General features: G+C 72.7%; 13 protein-coding genes. 9 read left to right on the top strand and 4 right to left on the bottom strand.

The genetic code is table 11. The features are described from left to right. The first annotated feature begins 20 nt into the window (after positions 1 to 20). The gene (locus AYO52_RS00295; RefSeq protein WP_067711549.1) at positions 21 to 3869 is read left to right on the top strand and encodes a Pls/PosA family non-ribosomal peptide synthetase; all 3849 of its coding nucleotides are present in this window, start codon (positions 21 to 23) and stop codon (positions 3867 to 3869) included. 13 nt (positions 3870 to 3882) lie between these two features. On the opposite strand, the gene AYO52_RS00290 is transcribed toward AYO52_RS00295, so the two are convergent. Further along, positions 3883 to 4293, bottom strand: coding sequence for a transcriptional regulator (locus tag AYO52_RS00290; RefSeq protein WP_253701687.1), 411 nt, complete (start codon positions 4291 to 4293; stop codon positions 3883 to 3885). Next, complete coding sequence (locus tag AYO52_RS00285) at positions 4290 to 4739, bottom strand: hypothetical protein (RefSeq protein WP_067711544.1); 450 nt, start codon at positions 4737 to 4739, stop codon at positions 4290 to 4292. Before AYO52_RS00285 ends, AYO52_RS00290 begins: the two co-directional genes overlap by 4 nt. A 159-nt stretch (positions 4740 to 4898) precedes the next feature. On the opposite strand from AYO52_RS00285, the gene AYO52_RS00280 reads away from it, so the two are divergent. The 3 genes from AYO52_RS00280 to AYO52_RS00270 are packed head-to-tail and all read left to right on the top strand — an operon-like array spanning position 4899 to position 9611. Further along, positions 4899 to 6302: a M1 family metallopeptidase gene (locus tag AYO52_RS00280; protein ID WP_067711541.1), complete on the top strand. Its 1404-nt coding sequence runs from the start codon at positions 4899 to 4901 to the stop codon at positions 6300 to 6302. After that, positions 6280 to 7638 carry a polysaccharide biosynthesis protein gene (locus AYO52_RS00275; protein WP_067711538.1) on the top strand — a complete coding sequence of 453 codons (1359 nt, stop codon included), beginning with the start codon at positions 6280 to 6282 and terminating at the stop codon, positions 7636 to 7638. The genes AYO52_RS00280 and AYO52_RS00275 overlap by 23 nt, the downstream gene beginning before the upstream one ends. After that, positions 7635 to 9611 (top strand): arabinofuranosyltransferase, encoded by a 1977-nt coding sequence (locus AYO52_RS00270; protein WP_067711535.1) that lies wholly within the window; start codon positions 7635 to 7637, stop codon positions 9609 to 9611. Before AYO52_RS00275 ends, AYO52_RS00270 begins: the two co-directional genes overlap by 4 nt. A 59-nt stretch (positions 9612 to 9670) precedes the next feature. Here AYO52_RS00270 and AYO52_RS00265 read toward each other — a convergent pair whose 3' ends face one another. Together AYO52_RS00265 and AYO52_RS00260 are read right to left on the bottom strand one after the other, a co-directional pair. Continuing rightward, complete coding sequence (locus tag AYO52_RS00265; RefSeq protein ID WP_067711532.1) at positions 9671 to 10018, bottom strand: hypothetical protein; 348 nt, start codon at positions 10016 to 10018, stop codon at positions 9671 to 9673. Positions 10019 to 10025: 7 nt separating this feature from the next. Further along, the gene (locus AYO52_RS00260; protein WP_067711529.1) at positions 10026 to 10922 is read right to left on the bottom strand and encodes a glycosyltransferase family 2 protein; all 897 of its coding nucleotides are present in this window, start codon (positions 10920 to 10922) and stop codon (positions 10026 to 10028) included. Positions 10923 to 10985: 63 nt separating this feature from the next. Between AYO52_RS00260 and AYO52_RS00255 the strand changes: the two genes are divergently transcribed. From AYO52_RS00255 to AYO52_RS18095, 5 genes are read left to right on the top strand one after another with little or no spacing between them, the layout of a single operon-like run. Further along, positions 10986 to 11738 (top strand): glycosyltransferase family 2 protein, encoded by a 753-nt coding sequence (locus tag AYO52_RS00255; protein ID WP_241261256.1) that lies wholly within the window; start codon positions 10986 to 10988, stop codon positions 11736 to 11738. Beyond that, on the top strand, positions 11735 to 12124 hold the full coding sequence (locus tag AYO52_RS00250) for a DUF2304 domain-containing protein (protein WP_067711524.1): 390 nt from the start codon (positions 11735 to 11737) through the stop codon (positions 12122 to 12124). The genes AYO52_RS00255 and AYO52_RS00250 overlap by 4 nt, the downstream gene beginning before the upstream one ends. A gap of 8 nt (positions 12125 to 12132) precedes the next feature. Beyond that, entirely contained in the window at positions 12133 to 12471 is a 339-nt protein-coding gene (locus AYO52_RS00245; RefSeq protein ID WP_067711521.1) for a hypothetical protein, read from the top strand. Beyond that, positions 12468 to 14129: an alpha/beta hydrolase gene (locus tag AYO52_RS00240; protein ID WP_067711518.1), complete on the top strand. Its 1662-nt coding sequence runs from the start codon at positions 12468 to 12470 to the stop codon at positions 14127 to 14129. Before AYO52_RS00245 ends, AYO52_RS00240 begins: the two co-directional genes overlap by 4 nt. Positions 14130 to 14140: 11 nt before the next feature. Continuing rightward, positions 14141 to 14935: a hypothetical protein gene (locus tag AYO52_RS18095; protein WP_067711515.1), complete on the top strand. Its 795-nt coding sequence runs from the start codon at positions 14141 to 14143 to the stop codon at positions 14933 to 14935. Positions 14936 to 14939: the final 4 nt, after the last annotated feature.

The raw sequence follows: 14939 nt of genomic DNA, 5'->3' as shown, positions 1-14939 counted from the left end.
ACGCGGGATACGATCCGCGGGTGGCCACCATTCCCGCGCAGTATCTTCGCAGCTCACACGCCGCGGAACCCCGGACACTCCTCGGCGTGTTCGACGCCGCGGCGACCCGCCACCCGGACGCGCCGTGCATCGACGACGGCACCCGCGTCCTGAGCTACGACGAGGTGGCGCGGACGATCCATACCTCCGCCCGATGGATGCACGACCAGGGCGTCGTCGCCGGCGACCGGGTCGGCATCCACATGCCCTCGGGCTCCGCGGACCTCTACCTGGCCATCCTCAGCACCCTCGCCGCCGGCGCGGCGTACGTTCCCGTCGACGTGGACGACCCCGCCGAGCGCGCCGAGCTGGTGTTCGGTCAGGCGCAGGTCGCGGCCGTCTACACCGCCGACGGCATGCTCGTCACCGACCCCGACCGGGCCACCGCACCCTCGCGACACCGCGGCCCGACGGTGGACGACGACTGCTGGGTCATCTTCACCTCCGGGACCACCGGCCTGCCCAAGGGTGTGGCCGTGACGCATCGCAGCGCCGCGGCGTTCGTCGACGCCGAGTCCCGGCTCTTCCTCACCGGCGCGCCGCTGGGCCCCGGCGACCGGGTGCTGGCGGGGCTGTCCGTGGCGTTCGACGCCTCCTGCGAGGAGATGTGGCTGGCCTGGGCTCACGGGGCGTGCCTCGTGCCCGCGCCGCGCTCGGTCGTCAAGTCCGGCCTCGACCTCGGCCCGTGGCTGCGGGATCGGCGGATCACCGTCATCTCCACGGTGCCGACCCTCGCCTCGATGTGGCCCGATTCGATGCTCGCCGGTATCCGGATGGTGATCCTCGGCGGCGAGGCCTGCCCTCCGGAACTGGCCGAACGCCTGGTCGGTGACGGTCGCGAGGTGTGGAACACCTACGGCCCCACCGAGGCGACCGTCGTCGCCTGCGCGGTCCGGCTGGACGGCGTCGGTGAGGTGTCGATCGGGCTGCCGCTGGACGGCTGGGACCTCGCGGTGGTCGATGCGGCGGGCGATCCGGTGGGCTACGGGGAGTCCGGCGAGCTGGTGATCGGCGGAGTCGGCCTGGCGCGATACCTGGACCCCGAGAAGGACGCCGAGAAGTACGCGCCCATGCAGACCCTGGGCTGGGAGCGCGCCTACCGCTCCGGCGACGTGGTCCGACTCGAGGCCGACGGCCTGTACTTCAACGGCCGCGTCGACGACCAGGTCAAGATCGGCGGCCGCCGCCTCGAGCTGGGGGAGGTCGACACCGCCGTGTCCGCCCTGCCCGGGGTCAGCGCCGGCGCCGCCGCGGTGAAGAAGACCGACGCCGGCCAGCCCGTGCTCGTGGCCTACCTCGTCGCCGAGGACCCCGGCCGCTTCGACCTCGCCGACGCGGCCGGGCGCCTGCGCGAGCACCTGCCCGCCGGCGTGGTCCCGCGCCTGGCCCTGGTCGACGAGCTGCCGACCCGCACCTCCGGCAAGGTCGACCGCGCCGCCCTGCCGTGGCCGCTGGCCCAGACGTCGGCCGCCGAGTCCGAACTCGACGGTATCGAGGCGTGGGTCGCCGAACTGTGGTCGGCCGCCCTCGGAGCCGACGTCTCCGGGGTCGACGAGGACTTCTTCGCCCTCGGGGGCGGCTCGCTCGCCGCCGCGCACGTGGTGGCCCGCGTCCGGGAGCGCTTCCCCGCGGTAACCGTCGGCGACATCTACGACCGCTCACGCCTGGGCGACTTCGCCGGGTTCCTGGACGAGCTCGAGCCCGAGGCCGAGGTCGAACCGCGACACGTCCGACCCGTCGGCCGCGGCGCGCAGCTCCTGCAGATGCTCGCCACGATCCCGCTGCTCACCCTGACCGGCTTGCAGTGGCTCACCTGGGTGGGTATCGCCAACAACGTCGCCGTCGGCCTCGGGCTGCCCTGGGCGCGGCCGGTGTCGTGGTGGGTGCTCGGGATCATGGTGGCTCTGCTCCTGCTGCCCGCCGGCCGCATGCTGGTCACCGCCGGCCTGTGCCGGGTGCTCACCGCCGGCGTGGCGCCGGGGACGTACCCACGGGCGGGGTCGGTGCACCTGCGGATCTGGGCCGCCGAGCGGTTGGTCGAGGTCTCCGGGGTCGCCAACCTCGAGGGTGCCGGGTGGCTCACCCCCTTCGCCCGGTTGCTGGGGGCGCAGATCGGACACGGTGTGGACATGCACACCCTCCCGCCGGTCACCGGCCTGCTCCGGGTGGGCGACGGGGCCTCGATCGAACCCGAGGTGGACCTGGCCGGGTACTGGATCGACGGCGACCTCGTGCACGTGGGCTCCGTGGAGATCGGCGAGAACGCGGTGGTGGGTGCCCGGTCCACCCTGCTGCCCGGCGCCGTGGTGGGCCGCGGGGCCCACGTGGAGATCGGGTCCGCAGTGGTCGACACGGTCAAGGCCGGTAAGCGCTACGCCGGCTCCCCCGCGCTCAAGCGCGGCAAGCGTGGATCGAGTTGGCCGGCCGAGCCCGCGCCCCACAACCGGGCCTGGAGCCTGGTCTACCAGTTCTCCGCCGTCGCGCTCGGTGCGATGCCGCTGGCGGCCCTGCTCGCGGGCCTCGCGCTGGTGGCCTGGGGAGCCCGCGGCGCGGGCGGCCCGGGCGAGATGGCCCTGCTCGCCGCTCTGTGGTCGGTCCCCGCCACCCTCCTCGCGCTCGCACTCTTCGCCGTGGCCACCCTCGGGGCGGTCCGGCTGCTGTCGATCGGCCTGGACCCGGGCTTCCACCCGGTCCACTCGCGGATCGCCTGGCAGGCCTGGTGCAGCGAGCGCCTCATGGACGCCGCCCGGAACTGGCTCTACCCGCTCTACGCGTCCATGCTCACCCCGGTCTGGCTGCGCATGCTGGGAGCCAGGATCGGCAAGGACGTCGAGGCCTCGACCGTGCTGCTCATCCCCGCCCTCACCACCGTCCGCGACGGGGCGTTCCTCGCCGACGACACCATGGTCGCGCCGTACGAACTGGGCTCCGGATGGATGCGTCTGGAGCACGCCCAGGTCGGCAAGCGCGCCTTCCTCGGCAACTCCGGGATCGCCTCCGCCGGGCGGAAGGTGCCCGCGCGCGGCCTGGTCGCCGTGCTCTCGTCCGCCCCGCAGAAGGCCAAGAAGGGCACCTCGTGGCTGGGGTCGCCGCCGCAGAAACTCCCTCGCGCCGTCGCCGACACCGACGACGTCCGCACCTACCAGCCGCCGCGACGCCTCAAGGTCGCCCGGGCGGCGTGGGAGACCCTGCGACTGGTCCCCGTCTGGATGTCGTTCCTGCTGCTGGTGAGCGTCCTGGTGGTGATGCAGGAGATCCACCTGGAGTGGGGCTTCGGCGTGGCGGCACTGACCTCCGGGCTGATCCTGGCGTACGCCGGCCTGGTCGCCCTGGTGGTCGCCGCCCTGGCCAAGTGGATCCTCGTGGGCCGGATCCGCGCGGGCGAGCAGCCGCTGTGGTCGTCGTTCGTGTGGCGCAACGAGGTCGCCGACTCGTTCATCGAGTTGCTCGCCGCGCCGTGGATGGCCCGGCCCGCGTCGGGCACCCCGGTGATGAACGCGATGCTGCGCCTGCTGGGCTCACGGATCGGCCGAGGCGTGTGGTGCGAGTCGTACTGGCTGCCCGAGGCGGACCTGGTCTCCCTCGGCGACGGCGCCACCATCAACCGCGGCTGCGTGGTCCAGACCCACCTGTTTCACGACCGCATCATGCAGATCGACCGGGTGACGATCGAGGCCGGCGCCACGCTGGGGTGCCACTGCGTCGCGCTGCCGGCGTCGTCGATCGGCGACGGCTCGACCGTCGGCCCGGCCTCGCTGGTGATGCGCGGTGACCGCATCCCGCCCGGCACCCGCTGGCAGGGCAATCCGATCGCGCCCTGGCGGGGCTGAGCCGGTAGGCGGGTCAGCCGCCGGCGATGGCTCGCAGCGCCGCCAGGTGGGACGCGTAGGCCCTGCGTCCGTCGCGGGTGAGCGACAACCACGTCCGCGGCCGTTTGCCGACGTACCCCTTGCTGACCTTGACGTATCCGGCTTTCTCCAGCACCGATGCCTGCTTGGACAGTGTCGAGTCGGTGACCTCGACCGCGTCGCGGATGGTGGCGAAATCCGCGTAGTCGACGCCGGCCAGGGCCGCGACGATGGAGAAGCGGACGGGCGCGTGGATGACCTCGTCCAACCGGTGGCGAGCGTGCCCTCCCGATCCGCCGCCCGCCCCCGGGGCGGGGCCCCCCGATGCAGCCGGGGTGCTCGTCGTCGTCTCGCCGCCCGTCGCCTCACTGCTCATCTTCTCGCCGCTCAACTTCTCTCCGCTCACCGCTCGGGTCCCCGCCGGTCGATGATCGCGGCGGCCACCAGGCCGGGCAGGGCGACGAACAGAACCCCGAGGAGGTACCACCAGGCGGTGAGCCCGATCGTGGTGCGGATGACGTTGAGGCCGGTGACGACGACGAGGATCATCACCCCCGATCCCGCGACGCCCCACGTGTAGGTCCGTCCCGATCCGCGGGGGCCCGCCTTGATCGCGCGTCGCTGCCAGAAGATCGCCACGAAGAGCAACAGCACGTACGGCACGAGCGCCCAGTTGGAGAACATGATCGCGACTGTCCCGATCCCCATCAGAAGCGAGATGGCCGCGGCGAACGCGGCGAACAGGCGGGCGTCGTGCCGGGAGCTGACCGGTGGGCGCCCCTCGGCCTCGGCGAGCATGCGGGCGGCCTCCGCTCGATCGACCTCGCCGGTGCTGGAATTCTGCGGGTCCATGGGTCTGCCTTCCGTCGGTGCCCGGGGGAGTTTCCGCCGCGGAGTGATATTGAGACTAGACAAGTACTTTCCAGTTTGGCAACTACTTTCTCGGGATCGGCCACGTCTCGCGTCGAGACGGGTGCCGCCCGCCCCGGGTCCTCTAGACTCGCGCAGGTCATGGAATTGAAGGCAGTGAAGTCAGACCTCGTCGCCAGGATCGCGTCCCCACGCACGCCGTCGGGCGCCGACCCGGTCGACCCCTACCTGCCCGGCGCGGGCAACCACGGATATCGCGTCACGCGCTACGAGCTGGACCTGAGCTACAAGGTGAGCCCCAACAACCTCCGTGGCGAGGCGGTGATCAACGCGACCGCCACCGAGCCGCTGGAGACGATCCGGCTCGACCTCTCCCCGCACCTGACCGTGTCCAAGGTCCTCCTCGACGGCGGCCGCGTCGCCCGCTACACCCGGCCCCGCGGCAAGCTCTCGATCACCCCCGCCGAACCACTCGCCGTGGGATCCGCGTTCACCCTGACCATCCGCTACTCCGGCAACCCGAAGCCGATCCGTGGGCCGTGGGGCGAGGTGGGCTGGGAGGAACTGACCGACGGGGTCCTCGTCGCGGGCCAGCCCAACGGCGCCGCCAGCTGGTTCCCCTGCGACGACCACCCCTCGGCGAAGGCCCCGTTCCGCATCCGGCTCACCACCGACTCGCCGTACCGCGCCGTCGTCACCGGCACGCTGGTCGGCAAGAAGCGCAGTGGCAGCACGACCGCCTGGGACTTCGACCTCCCGCACCCCACCTCGACCTACCTGGTCACCGTCAACCTCGGTCAGTACGACCACCTCGAGGCCACCGACGGGCCGGTGCCGTTCCACGCCTTCGTCCCCGCCGACCTCAAGCGGGGATTCCGGCAGGCCTTCGCCCGGCAACTCGAGATGATCACCGTGTTCTCCGATCTCTTCGGCCCGTACCCGTTCGACAGCTACAAGGTCGTGGTGACCGACGACGAACTCGAGATCCCGCTAGAGGCGATGGGCATGTCGACGTTCGGACGCAACACGTGTGAGGCCGCGGGCCGGCCGGACTCGGACGAGCGACTCATCGCGCACGAGCTGGCCCACCAGTGGTTCGGCAACGCCGTCACCATCGCCGAGTGGAAGCACATCTGGCTGCACGAGGGGTTCGCCTGCTACGCCGAGTGGCTGTGGACCGAGTTCTCCGGCGGCGCCGACGCCGGCAGTCACGCCCTGCGCTATTACTCCAAGCTGCAGAATTCCCCGCAGGACCTCCTCCTGTCCGACCCCGGACCCGAGGACATGTTCGACGACCGTGTCTACAAGCGCGGCGCCCTGACCCTGCACGCCCTGCGCCTGACGATCGGCGACGACCGCTTCTTCGATCTCCTCCGCACGTGGGTCGCGACGTACTCCGGCAGGACCGTCACCACCGACGACTTCCTCCACATGGCCGCCGACCACTCCCCCGTCGACCTGCGGCCGCTGTGGAACGCCTGGCTGTTCTCCGAGCCCCTGCCGCCGACCCTCGGTATGCCCGATGACGACACCGGCAGCCACTGAGCCGACACCCACCACCGGCCGGTCGGCCGCGGGCGGGATGCGGGCACTGACGCTGGCGACCCTGTTCGCCGCGGCCTCCGGGTACCTGGTGATGCTCGTCGCCGGCCGCGCACTCGGCCCGGCCGACTATCCACTGTTCGCCACCTACTGGGGAGCGTTCTTCGCCCTCGGCGGCGTCGCCAACGGGCTGATGCAGGAGGTCACCCGCGCCGTCCGCTCGGCCCGCGTGGGCGAAACCCCGGCTCCCGGCGGCGGGACCGGGACCGGGGCCCGGGCCCGGGCCGAGAGCGGAACCGGCACCGTCGGCGCGCGGCCGCCGCGGTCGGCCGTCCGGTTGCTGCCGGCCGGGCTCACGCTGGGCCTGGTCCTCGCGGCCGCGGTGGCCGTGAGCGCGCCGGCCTGGCCCGCGCTGGGCCTGCCCACGTTCTCCGGCGTCGGCGTCGCCGTCATGGCGTTCGGCATCCTCGGCTTCACCCTCCAGGCCGCCACCGCGGGCGCTCTGTCGGGAACCGAACGCTGGGGCCTGTACGCGGTCCTGCTCACCGTCGACGCGGCGCTGCGCCTGGCCGTGGCGGGCGTCGCGTGGTGGCTCGGCGACGCCGGTCTCGGATTCGCCGTGGCCACGGTCGCCGGCGCCGTCACGTGGGCGCTGCTCATCGCCCTGTCCCCCGCCACGCGCGACGCCCTGGCCTCCGCGGTCGACGCCGGTCGCCGGCGCTTCTGGCGCAACACCGGCGCAGCCATGCTCGCCTCCGCCGGCACCTCGGCCCTGGTGACCGGGTTCCCGCTGTTCGTCACCGCCACCGTCCGCGCGGACGATCCGGCTCCGCTCGTCGGCGCGGTGATCCTCGCCATCACCCTGACCCGCGCGCCGTTGCTCGTGCCGCTCACCAGTTTCCAGAGCGCGATCATTGTCTACTTCGTCCAGCGCCGCGCCCGCGGACCGCGGTCGCTGGCCGCCCCCCTCGGCCTGGTGACGGCGGTGGGGATCGTGGGAGCGGGGGCCGCGTGGCTGGTCGGCCCGTGGCTGATCCGCGTGTTGTTCGGCGGCGACTTCGAACTGCCCGGTGCGGTGCTGGCCGCCCTGACCGCCGCGTCGGTGGGCACCGCCGCCCTGATGGTGACGGGCAACGCGGCGCTGGCCTTCGACCGCCACCTGCTCTACAACGCCGGGTGGTGGGTCGCGGTCGTCGCCGCGGCGGCCCTCCTCGTCGCCGTCCCCGGACCGCTCGACGTGCGCGCCGCGATCGCGCTCCTCGCGGGCCCCGGCATCGGGGTGGCGGTCCACGTCACCGGCGTGGCCGTGACCGCGCGCCACCCGGAAACCGACGCATGACCGACGTCCGTCTGCTCGCCCGCCGGGGCGGCGAACTCCTCGCCGCCCTCCTGGTCGCGGCCGTGGTCGGTGCCCTCACGTTCACGGGAGTCGACGCGCTGCCGTTCGTCGAACCCAGCTGGCTGCCTGAGACCTTCGGCGCGACCCTCGCCGCGGGGGTCGTCATCCTCGCCGGGTGGCTGTTGCTGCGCAAGGCCACTGGCGGCCGGGCCCTGTGGCTGCTCGGAACCGCCGGGCCGGCCTTCCTGGCCTCCTCCCACCTCGGACTGCTGCTGAACGGCACGCCGCACTACCTGTTCGGCCTCGGCGGCGACCAGCTCAACCGCGTCGCCTACGTCACCCGCTTCGCCGACTCCCCCGCCCTCGCCGACCCCTTCTACGCCGACGCCGCGCCCTTCTATCCGCCGCAGTGGTTCTGGGTGGGCGGGCAGCTGTCCCGGATCACGGGCATCGACGGCTGGGAGTTCTACAAGCCGTACGCCATCGTCACCATGGCCATCGCCGGCGCGATCGCGTTCGCGGCCTGGCGGTGGCTCGTCCCCGCGCGGCTTGCCGTCGTGTTCGGTCTCGTCACCTCGGTCATCGGCGGGCACACCAACGCCTACGAGCCCTACTCGTGGATCCTCATCTGCCTGCTCCCGCAGGTCGTCGTGGCGACGTTCCTGCTCTCCGCACGGGTGGCCGCCGCAGCCGGATCCCGGACGAGCCGCGGACCCACGTGGCCGCTGGTCGCGACGATCGGCCTCTACCTCGGCTGGGCTGCGCTGGGTTACACCCTCATCGCGGGTGTCGCGGCGCTGCTGGTGTGCCTCGTCGTCGTCATCCATTCCTGGCGATACCGCACCGATCGTGCGGTGGTCCTCGCCCTGCTCGGCCGCCTGGCCGCCATGGCGGCGATCTCCGCGGCGATCGCACTGTTGTTCTGGCACCGATTCCTGCTGGCCGCTCTCGGCGGCGCGGACACCGAACCCTCGGTGGCCAACGACTTCGCGCCCGAGATCGCCTCGCGGTGGCCGCTGCCGATGCTCGAGGTGTCCGCCGTCGGGCTACTGTGCCTGATCGGCGTGGTGTGGCTGGTCGTCACCGTCTGGCCCGACGGAGCCGGCCGGGCCTCCGAGCGCGCGGCGGCGACGTGGCGAACGCGGATCGGCACCGAGCACGACACGGACCACGTCGCCGACACCGACGCCGACGGCCCTCTCCCCCCGGCCGATCGACGGCTCGTCCTCGCACAGGCCCTGGGCCTCACGGCCGTGACCGTCCTCGGGTGGTACGTGCTCTCGGGGCTGCGGGCGGTCACCGGCAGCACGCTGCTGCCGTTCCGGATGATCCCGATCATCACCCTCGTCCTCGCCCTGGCGGGCGTGGTCGGCGCGCTGACGCTGGCCCGGTGGGCCGTGCGGACCTCTCCCGACCGGTCCCGTGGCCGCGTCACCGCCGCGGCGGTGGTGGTCGCGGGCCTCGCTGCCGTCCAGATGGTGCAGCACGTCTCCGGGGAGGATGCGGAGTTCGCCGCCGAAGCCCGCGGGTTCCCCGCGGTGCCCCGCGACGTGCTGGACGCAGTGGACGACATGACCGGCGACCGGGCACCCTCGGACCTCGTCCTGCTGACCTCGGATCCGACCCTCTACGCCTACCGGCCGTACTTCTCGTTCCAGGCGCCGGCCCAGGCGTACGCCACGCCGGCCGGCCGGTACGAGGAGCGCCTCGACGAGATCCGGAGCTGGGCGGACACCGAGACCCCCGAAGAGCTGACCGCCGCACTTGAGGGGAGCGAGTTCCGCAGCCCCGACGTTCTGGTCCTCACCCGCGAGGGGTCCCGCCGCTGGGTTTTCCCCGCGATCGTCAACCAGATGCCCCGGGTCCAGAACAACGCGCGCGAGGAGATCGTCTTCCGGCCGCGGCAGTTCGACGATCCCGCCCGCTTCGACGTCCGCGAAGTCGGGGAACGGATGGTGATCGTGCAACGCTGAGGCCCCGGCGGGCGCGCCGGGGAGCACGGGCCCACCCGGGCCCCGGCAAAAGAGACCCGCTATGCCCTCCGCAGCGATGCCTGCGCCGGGAACGGCACGACGATCTCGCGGCCCACGTCCTCCACCGCGTCGGTGAGCACGGTGGTCAGCACGATGCGGTCGTCGTAGACGTGGGCGATGCGGACCTCGGTGTCACGCCCGTCCTCATCGACGAGGTAGCGGTCCATGAGGAAGCGGAGGCCGACCCGCTCGAGCGCGGCCTCCGCCTCGTGCCAGTCGTCGACCGGGCCCATCGGCCGGCCCAGCCTGTCGATCGGCACGAGCGCCGGCTCGGCGACCGTCATGTCGATCCAGCCGACCACCTCGCCGTCGTCGCGACGGTGCGGGATCCACGTCTCGGGGATCACCCGTGTGTCAGAACTTGCGGAACGTGTGCCCGAGCAGCTTCTTGCCGCCCTCGGTCAGCTTGCCGGCCCTGGCCGCGGTCGGGATCAGCGACAGCGCGTTGAGCCGCGAGGTGACGTGCAGGCGCGCGGCCCGCTCGGCGCTCTTCCAGCCGCGGGCGGCGAACGCGTCGGCCTCACCGGCGAAGAAGCGGGCCTCCTCGTCGAACCGCCGACCGTCGAGGGCGCGGACCGACGAGTCCGACGCCGAGTGCCGGCGGTAGAGGAACGCCAGCGTGGGGTCGTAGATCATGTGGCCGCCCCCGGTGATGACGTCAACCAGCAGCGCGAGGTCCTGCACCACGTCCAGACCCTCACGGAACCCGATCCGCTTGACCCACTCGGAGTTCCACGCCAGCGACGGGAAGTAGGTCCAGTTGCCGTGCATGAGCGAGGTCATGAGCTTCTCGCCGTGCAGCACGGTGCGGCCCTGCGCCTTGGGCTGGGTGAACGCCTTCACCGAGTCGGACAGCCCCCGGACGGGCGCGCCGTGCTCGTCGATGACGCTGACCCCCACCTCCATCACGGCGGCGTCCGGCACGGCGGCGAACCCGTCGGCCACGACCTGCAGGTAGTTGGGCAGCATGATGTCGTCGGCGCCCATGATCACCACGGTCGGCGCGGTGACCATGTCCACGCATTTGCGGTAGTTGCCGTTCGCGCCGAGGTTGGTCTCGTTCTTCTCGTAGGTCACCCGCTCGTCGCGCGCGGTGATCTCGCCCATGTAGCGGGCCGGCTCCGGATCCGGGTAGCCGTCGTCCACCACGACCAACCGGAAATCGCGGTAGCTCTGCGCCAGGACACTGTCCACGGCCTTCTTGAAGTGGTCGACGTCCCCGTAGTAGGGGAGCATCACGTCGATGGCCATCAGGGGAACCGCCGTCCTTCTCGTCACCGGATTGTCCGTCCGGTCGCATAGTATCGACCTCCGATGAGCAGTGACAGTGTGCGGGATACGGGGCCGGGTGTGGCGGGCGGTGATTCGACCGTCGGTAACCACGACGTGTGGCTGATCGTCCCCTGCTTCAACGAGGGCACCGTGATCGAGGAGGTGCTCCGTTCGGCGCGTGGGACGTTCCCCAACATCGTGGCGGTGGACGACGGTTCGGCGGACAACTCGGCGACGGCGATCCACCGCGCGGGTGCGCACCTGGTCCGCCACCCGGTGAACCTGGGCCAGGGCGCGGCCATCCAGACCGGTGTGGAGTACGCCCGCGCCCAGCCGGGGGCCCGCTACTTCGTCACCTTCGACGCCGACGGGCAGCACCAGGTCAAGGACGTGCTGGCCATGGTGGAGCGGGTGCGCTCCGAGCCGGTGGACATCGTGGTGGGCACGCGTTTCGGTCGCCCCCGCCGCGACGACGACCAGGTGCCGCTGATCAAGCGCCTCGTGTTGCGGACCGTGGTGCTGCTGAGTCCGCGCACCCGGCGGCTGGGTCTGACCGACGCCCACAACGGTCTGCGCGTGTTCAACCGTCGCGTCGCGGAGGACCTCAACCTCCGGATGAACGGGATGAGCCACGCCAGCGAGTTCGTGGAGCTCATGGACAGCCGCGGCTGGCGGGTGGCCGAGCAGCCGGTCGACATCCTCTACACCGAGTACTCGATGTCCAAGGGCCAGTCGCTGCTCAACGGCATCAACATCCTCTCCGACGGGTTCGTGGGAAAGAGGCTGCCCCGATGATCAAGGTCCTGCTCCTGCTGGCCGGCGCCGCGCTGGTCGTGTTCTTCCTGGCCAACCGCCGCAAGGCGCGTGCGAAGGCCGGGGTGAAGATCGGGTTCGTGCTGTTCGTCGTGTTCATGGTCTACGCCGTGATCCGGCCCGACGACCTCACCGTGGTCGCCAACGCGCTCGGGGTCCAGCGCGGCACCGACCTGGTGCTGTACGCGCTGGTCATGGGCTTCGCGTTCGTGACGGTGTCCACCTACGTTCGTTTCCGCGAGCAGGAACTGCGGTACTCGCGCCTGGCGCGGACGATCGCGTTACGCAGCGCAGTGCGGCCCGATGACAAGGTCGACGCAGTGGTCATGAAGCCGGCCCCGGACGACGACGACCCGATGCGGTCCTGACCGCAGCCGTGGACGAGGGCGCGAACGAGGACGTCCGCGGCGAGGCCGCGCGCCTGCGACGCCGCCTCGGGGTGGCGCGCGGACGACTCGACGCGGTCCTCCATGCCGGAGACGACCCCGGAACGGGCAGGGTGGGTGACGCCGCCGGTGGGGTCGCCGGGGCGCGCGGGGTCTCAAGGATCGACGACGACGACGAGGTCCGCGCCCTCCTTCGCCCCGCCTCCGATCGGATCGCGCGCCTGCTCGAGCTGACCGACGGTTTCGCGGAGGGCACGCTGTCCGAGGCGGCTGTCCGGGACGCGGCCCGGGCCGTCGCCGACACCCAGCCGTTCCGGCGGCCGCGGTGACCGGCGCACTGCCGGAGACCCCGCCGCCGGCCCGGGTGATCCGGTTACTCGACCTGGCCGCCGGCCTCGTCTCGGCGCGGGATGCCCTGGCGACCGCGCGCGACGCGCTCCTCACCTCCACGACCCGCTCCCCCGCCCTGGACGCGCTGGCCGACGCCGTCGGCGGCGAGGCCCGCGGCCTGACCGAGATCCTGGCGGGCGTGTACCGGCTGGTCGAGCTCGCCGAGGACTCCTGGGACGACCTCGACGGGCCGGACCCGCTTCCCGAGCCCGGGCGCGCGGCCCTGAGGGCGACGCTGGACCGGGCGGTGGACAACGCGTTGGCCGACCTGGCCAGGCTCGCCGGGGTCGCGGCGGGTGGGCCGGACGTCGCGGGTGGGCCGGACGTCGCGGGCGGGCCGGGCGGATCCCGCGGGCTCGACACCGCCGCCACGGTCGCGGCCTGGGGACCGGGCTCGGCCGGACCCGAACCTGCCGACCCGTCCGATGTGTACGCGACGGTCGAGCACATGCCCGTCGCCGACCGGCGACTCCTCGCGCTGGCCGAGCCGAAGGCCGTGGGCGGGACGTACGGCGTGCCCTGGCCGGTGCGGGCCCGCGCCAACGCGGTGGCCGTGCGCGCCGCGCTCCACCGCGAACAGCTGGCGGGTACGCCGTGGAGTCCGCGCATCGGGCGTCTGGAGACGATGGCGCGGCGTGATGCTCGTCGTCGTCGTTCCTTCCCGGCGTTCTCACCGCGCCGCGGTGGGCGGATGATCGAGGGGGTGGGCGAGCTCGGCCCGGAGACCGAGGCGGTGGCGGTGTACGTGCCCGGCACCGGCACCAACCTGGACATGTCCCACGTCAACACCGACGTCGCGGTGGACCTCGTCGAGGCGGGCGGCGGGCGACTGGCCGTGGTGACGTTCCTCGACGGCGAGTTCCCGCAAGACATCATGGCCGATGCCGGCGATCCCCGGTTCGCCGACGCCATGGCGCCGCGCCTGGTCCGCTTCTGTCGCGAGGTGGACAGGGTCATGGAGATCGAGTGCCCCGGCGCGGCGCTGACCGTGGTGGGGCACTCGTACGGCGGGCGGATCGTGGGCACCGCCGAACGGCTCGGCCTGCGCGCCGACCGGGTGATCTACGCCGAGTCGCCCGATCTCGGGGTGGGCGTCGCCGGGCCGTCGGACTGGCGCGCCCCCGGACCGGTGCGCAGGTACTCCCTCACCGCACCCGGAGACCCCGTGGAACTGCTGCAGATCCGGTTCGGCCTGCGACAGCGCTGGTCGCACTCCGACCTGGGCGGCGGCGCCGTCCGACTCGACACCGGCTACTTCGCCGACGGCACGCCCGTCTACGGCACACGCGGTCACGGCGGCGTGTTCGACCGGGACTGCGGGGCGTTCCGGGCGATGCTCGCCGTGATGCTCGGCGGGCAAGTGCCCCTGTGGCGGGAACGGCGGATCCGGGCGCGCCACACCCGCGTGGACCGCGGCGAGGAGGGGCGCGTCCTGCCCGTCCTGCGCCGACATACCGTGGGCCTGTTGCTCCGTCGCGATCAGGACCCCTACGGCGAGGCGACCGTGCTCTGGGAGGGACCCGAGCGACTGACGACGGTTCCACCGGCGACGCGCGCGGCGAGGGAAGAGGTTGGCGTTCCCACGGACGCTGTCTGATACTAGAGCCCATGGCTTCGCTCGACACCCGGTTCACCCCACCGTCCCTCACCACCGTGGGGATGGGCGCCCTGGGCGTCCTGTCGGTCGGGCTGATCTCCGCCGGCCTCTGGTACGACTCGCACCGCAGCGCCGAGGCCGTCGAGCGGGCCCGCGCGCAGGTCGAATCCGCGCAGACCACCGGGCCCACCGCCGAGCCGATCGCGAGCACCACCTCGGACGCCAGCACCGAGTCGAGCACCGAGGAACTCACCAGCACTAGCGAGGAGTCGACCGAGTCGAGCACCGAGACCAAGCCCGCCGACGACCGGGCCGAGCAGGCGGTCGCCCCGGTGGCCCCCGTGACCAGTGTGCCGACCGTGGCCCCGGTGCCGCGGGCCGCCGCCGTCCAGCCGGTCCGTCAGGCGCCGGTCGTCCCGGTCGCGCCCGCGGCCCCCGCCCCGGTGGTGCCCGCTGCGCCGGCGGCTCCGGTGGCTCCCGCGGAAGGCGACGGTGTCGCCGGTGGCGGAGCCGAGGGCGGCACCGCGGGTGACGCCACGGACGGCGCGGACGACGCCGGTCAGGGCGAGGGAGAACTCGAGGTCACCGCGCCCGACGGTGCCCGGCCCGCGCCCGGATTCCCGGACCTGCTCCGCCCGTTCCTGCCCCGGCCCAACTTCGCCCCGCAACCGGACGCCGTCGGCGCCGCGGCCGTGGGCGCCGACGCGGTCGGGGCCGCCGGCGCCGCCGAGGCGGAGGGCGACGCGGGTGAGGACGGAACTGCTCGCGCCGACGGCGACGCGCGCGCCGAGGCCGGCGAGAACTAGCGCA

The sequence above is a fragment of the Dietzia sp. 111N12-1 genome, from assembly GCF_001658045.1.
Classification (GTDB): domain Bacteria; phylum Actinomycetota; class Actinomycetes; order Mycobacteriales; family Mycobacteriaceae; genus Dietzia; species Dietzia kunjamensis.
The sequence above is the reverse complement of the archived record's forward strand: the minus strand, read 5'-3'. Positions and strand labels throughout refer to the sequence as shown.

Bases quoted from the DNA above. Each gene is read 5' to 3' on its own strand.
- AYO52_RS00275 (WP_067711538.1), top strand. From the start codon at position 6,280: ATGACGACACCGGCAGCCACTGAGCCGACACCCACCACCGGCCGGTCG.
- AYO52_RS00280 (WP_067711541.1), top strand. From the start codon at position 4,899: ATGGAATTGAAGGCAGTGAAGTCAGACCTCGTCGCCAGGATCGCGTCC.
- AYO52_RS00255 (WP_241261256.1), top strand. From the start codon at position 10,986: ATGAGCAGTGACAGTGTGCGGGATACGGGGCCGGGTGTGGCGGGCGGT.
- AYO52_RS00285 (WP_067711544.1), bottom strand. From the start codon at position 4,739: ATGGACCCGCAGAATTCCAGCACCGGCGAGGTCGATCGAGCGGAGGCC.
- AYO52_RS00250 (WP_067711524.1), top strand. From the start codon at position 11,735: ATGATCAAGGTCCTGCTCCTGCTGGCCGGCGCCGCGCTGGTCGTGTTC.
- AYO52_RS18095 (WP_067711515.1), top strand. From the start codon at position 14,141: ATGGCTTCGCTCGACACCCGGTTCACCCCACCGTCCCTCACCACCGTG.
- AYO52_RS00260 (WP_067711529.1), bottom strand. From the start codon at position 10,922: ATGGCCATCGACGTGATGCTCCCCTACTACGGGGACGTCGACCACTTC.
- AYO52_RS00270 (WP_067711535.1), top strand. From the start codon at position 7,635: ATGACCGACGTCCGTCTGCTCGCCCGCCGGGGCGGCGAACTCCTCGCC.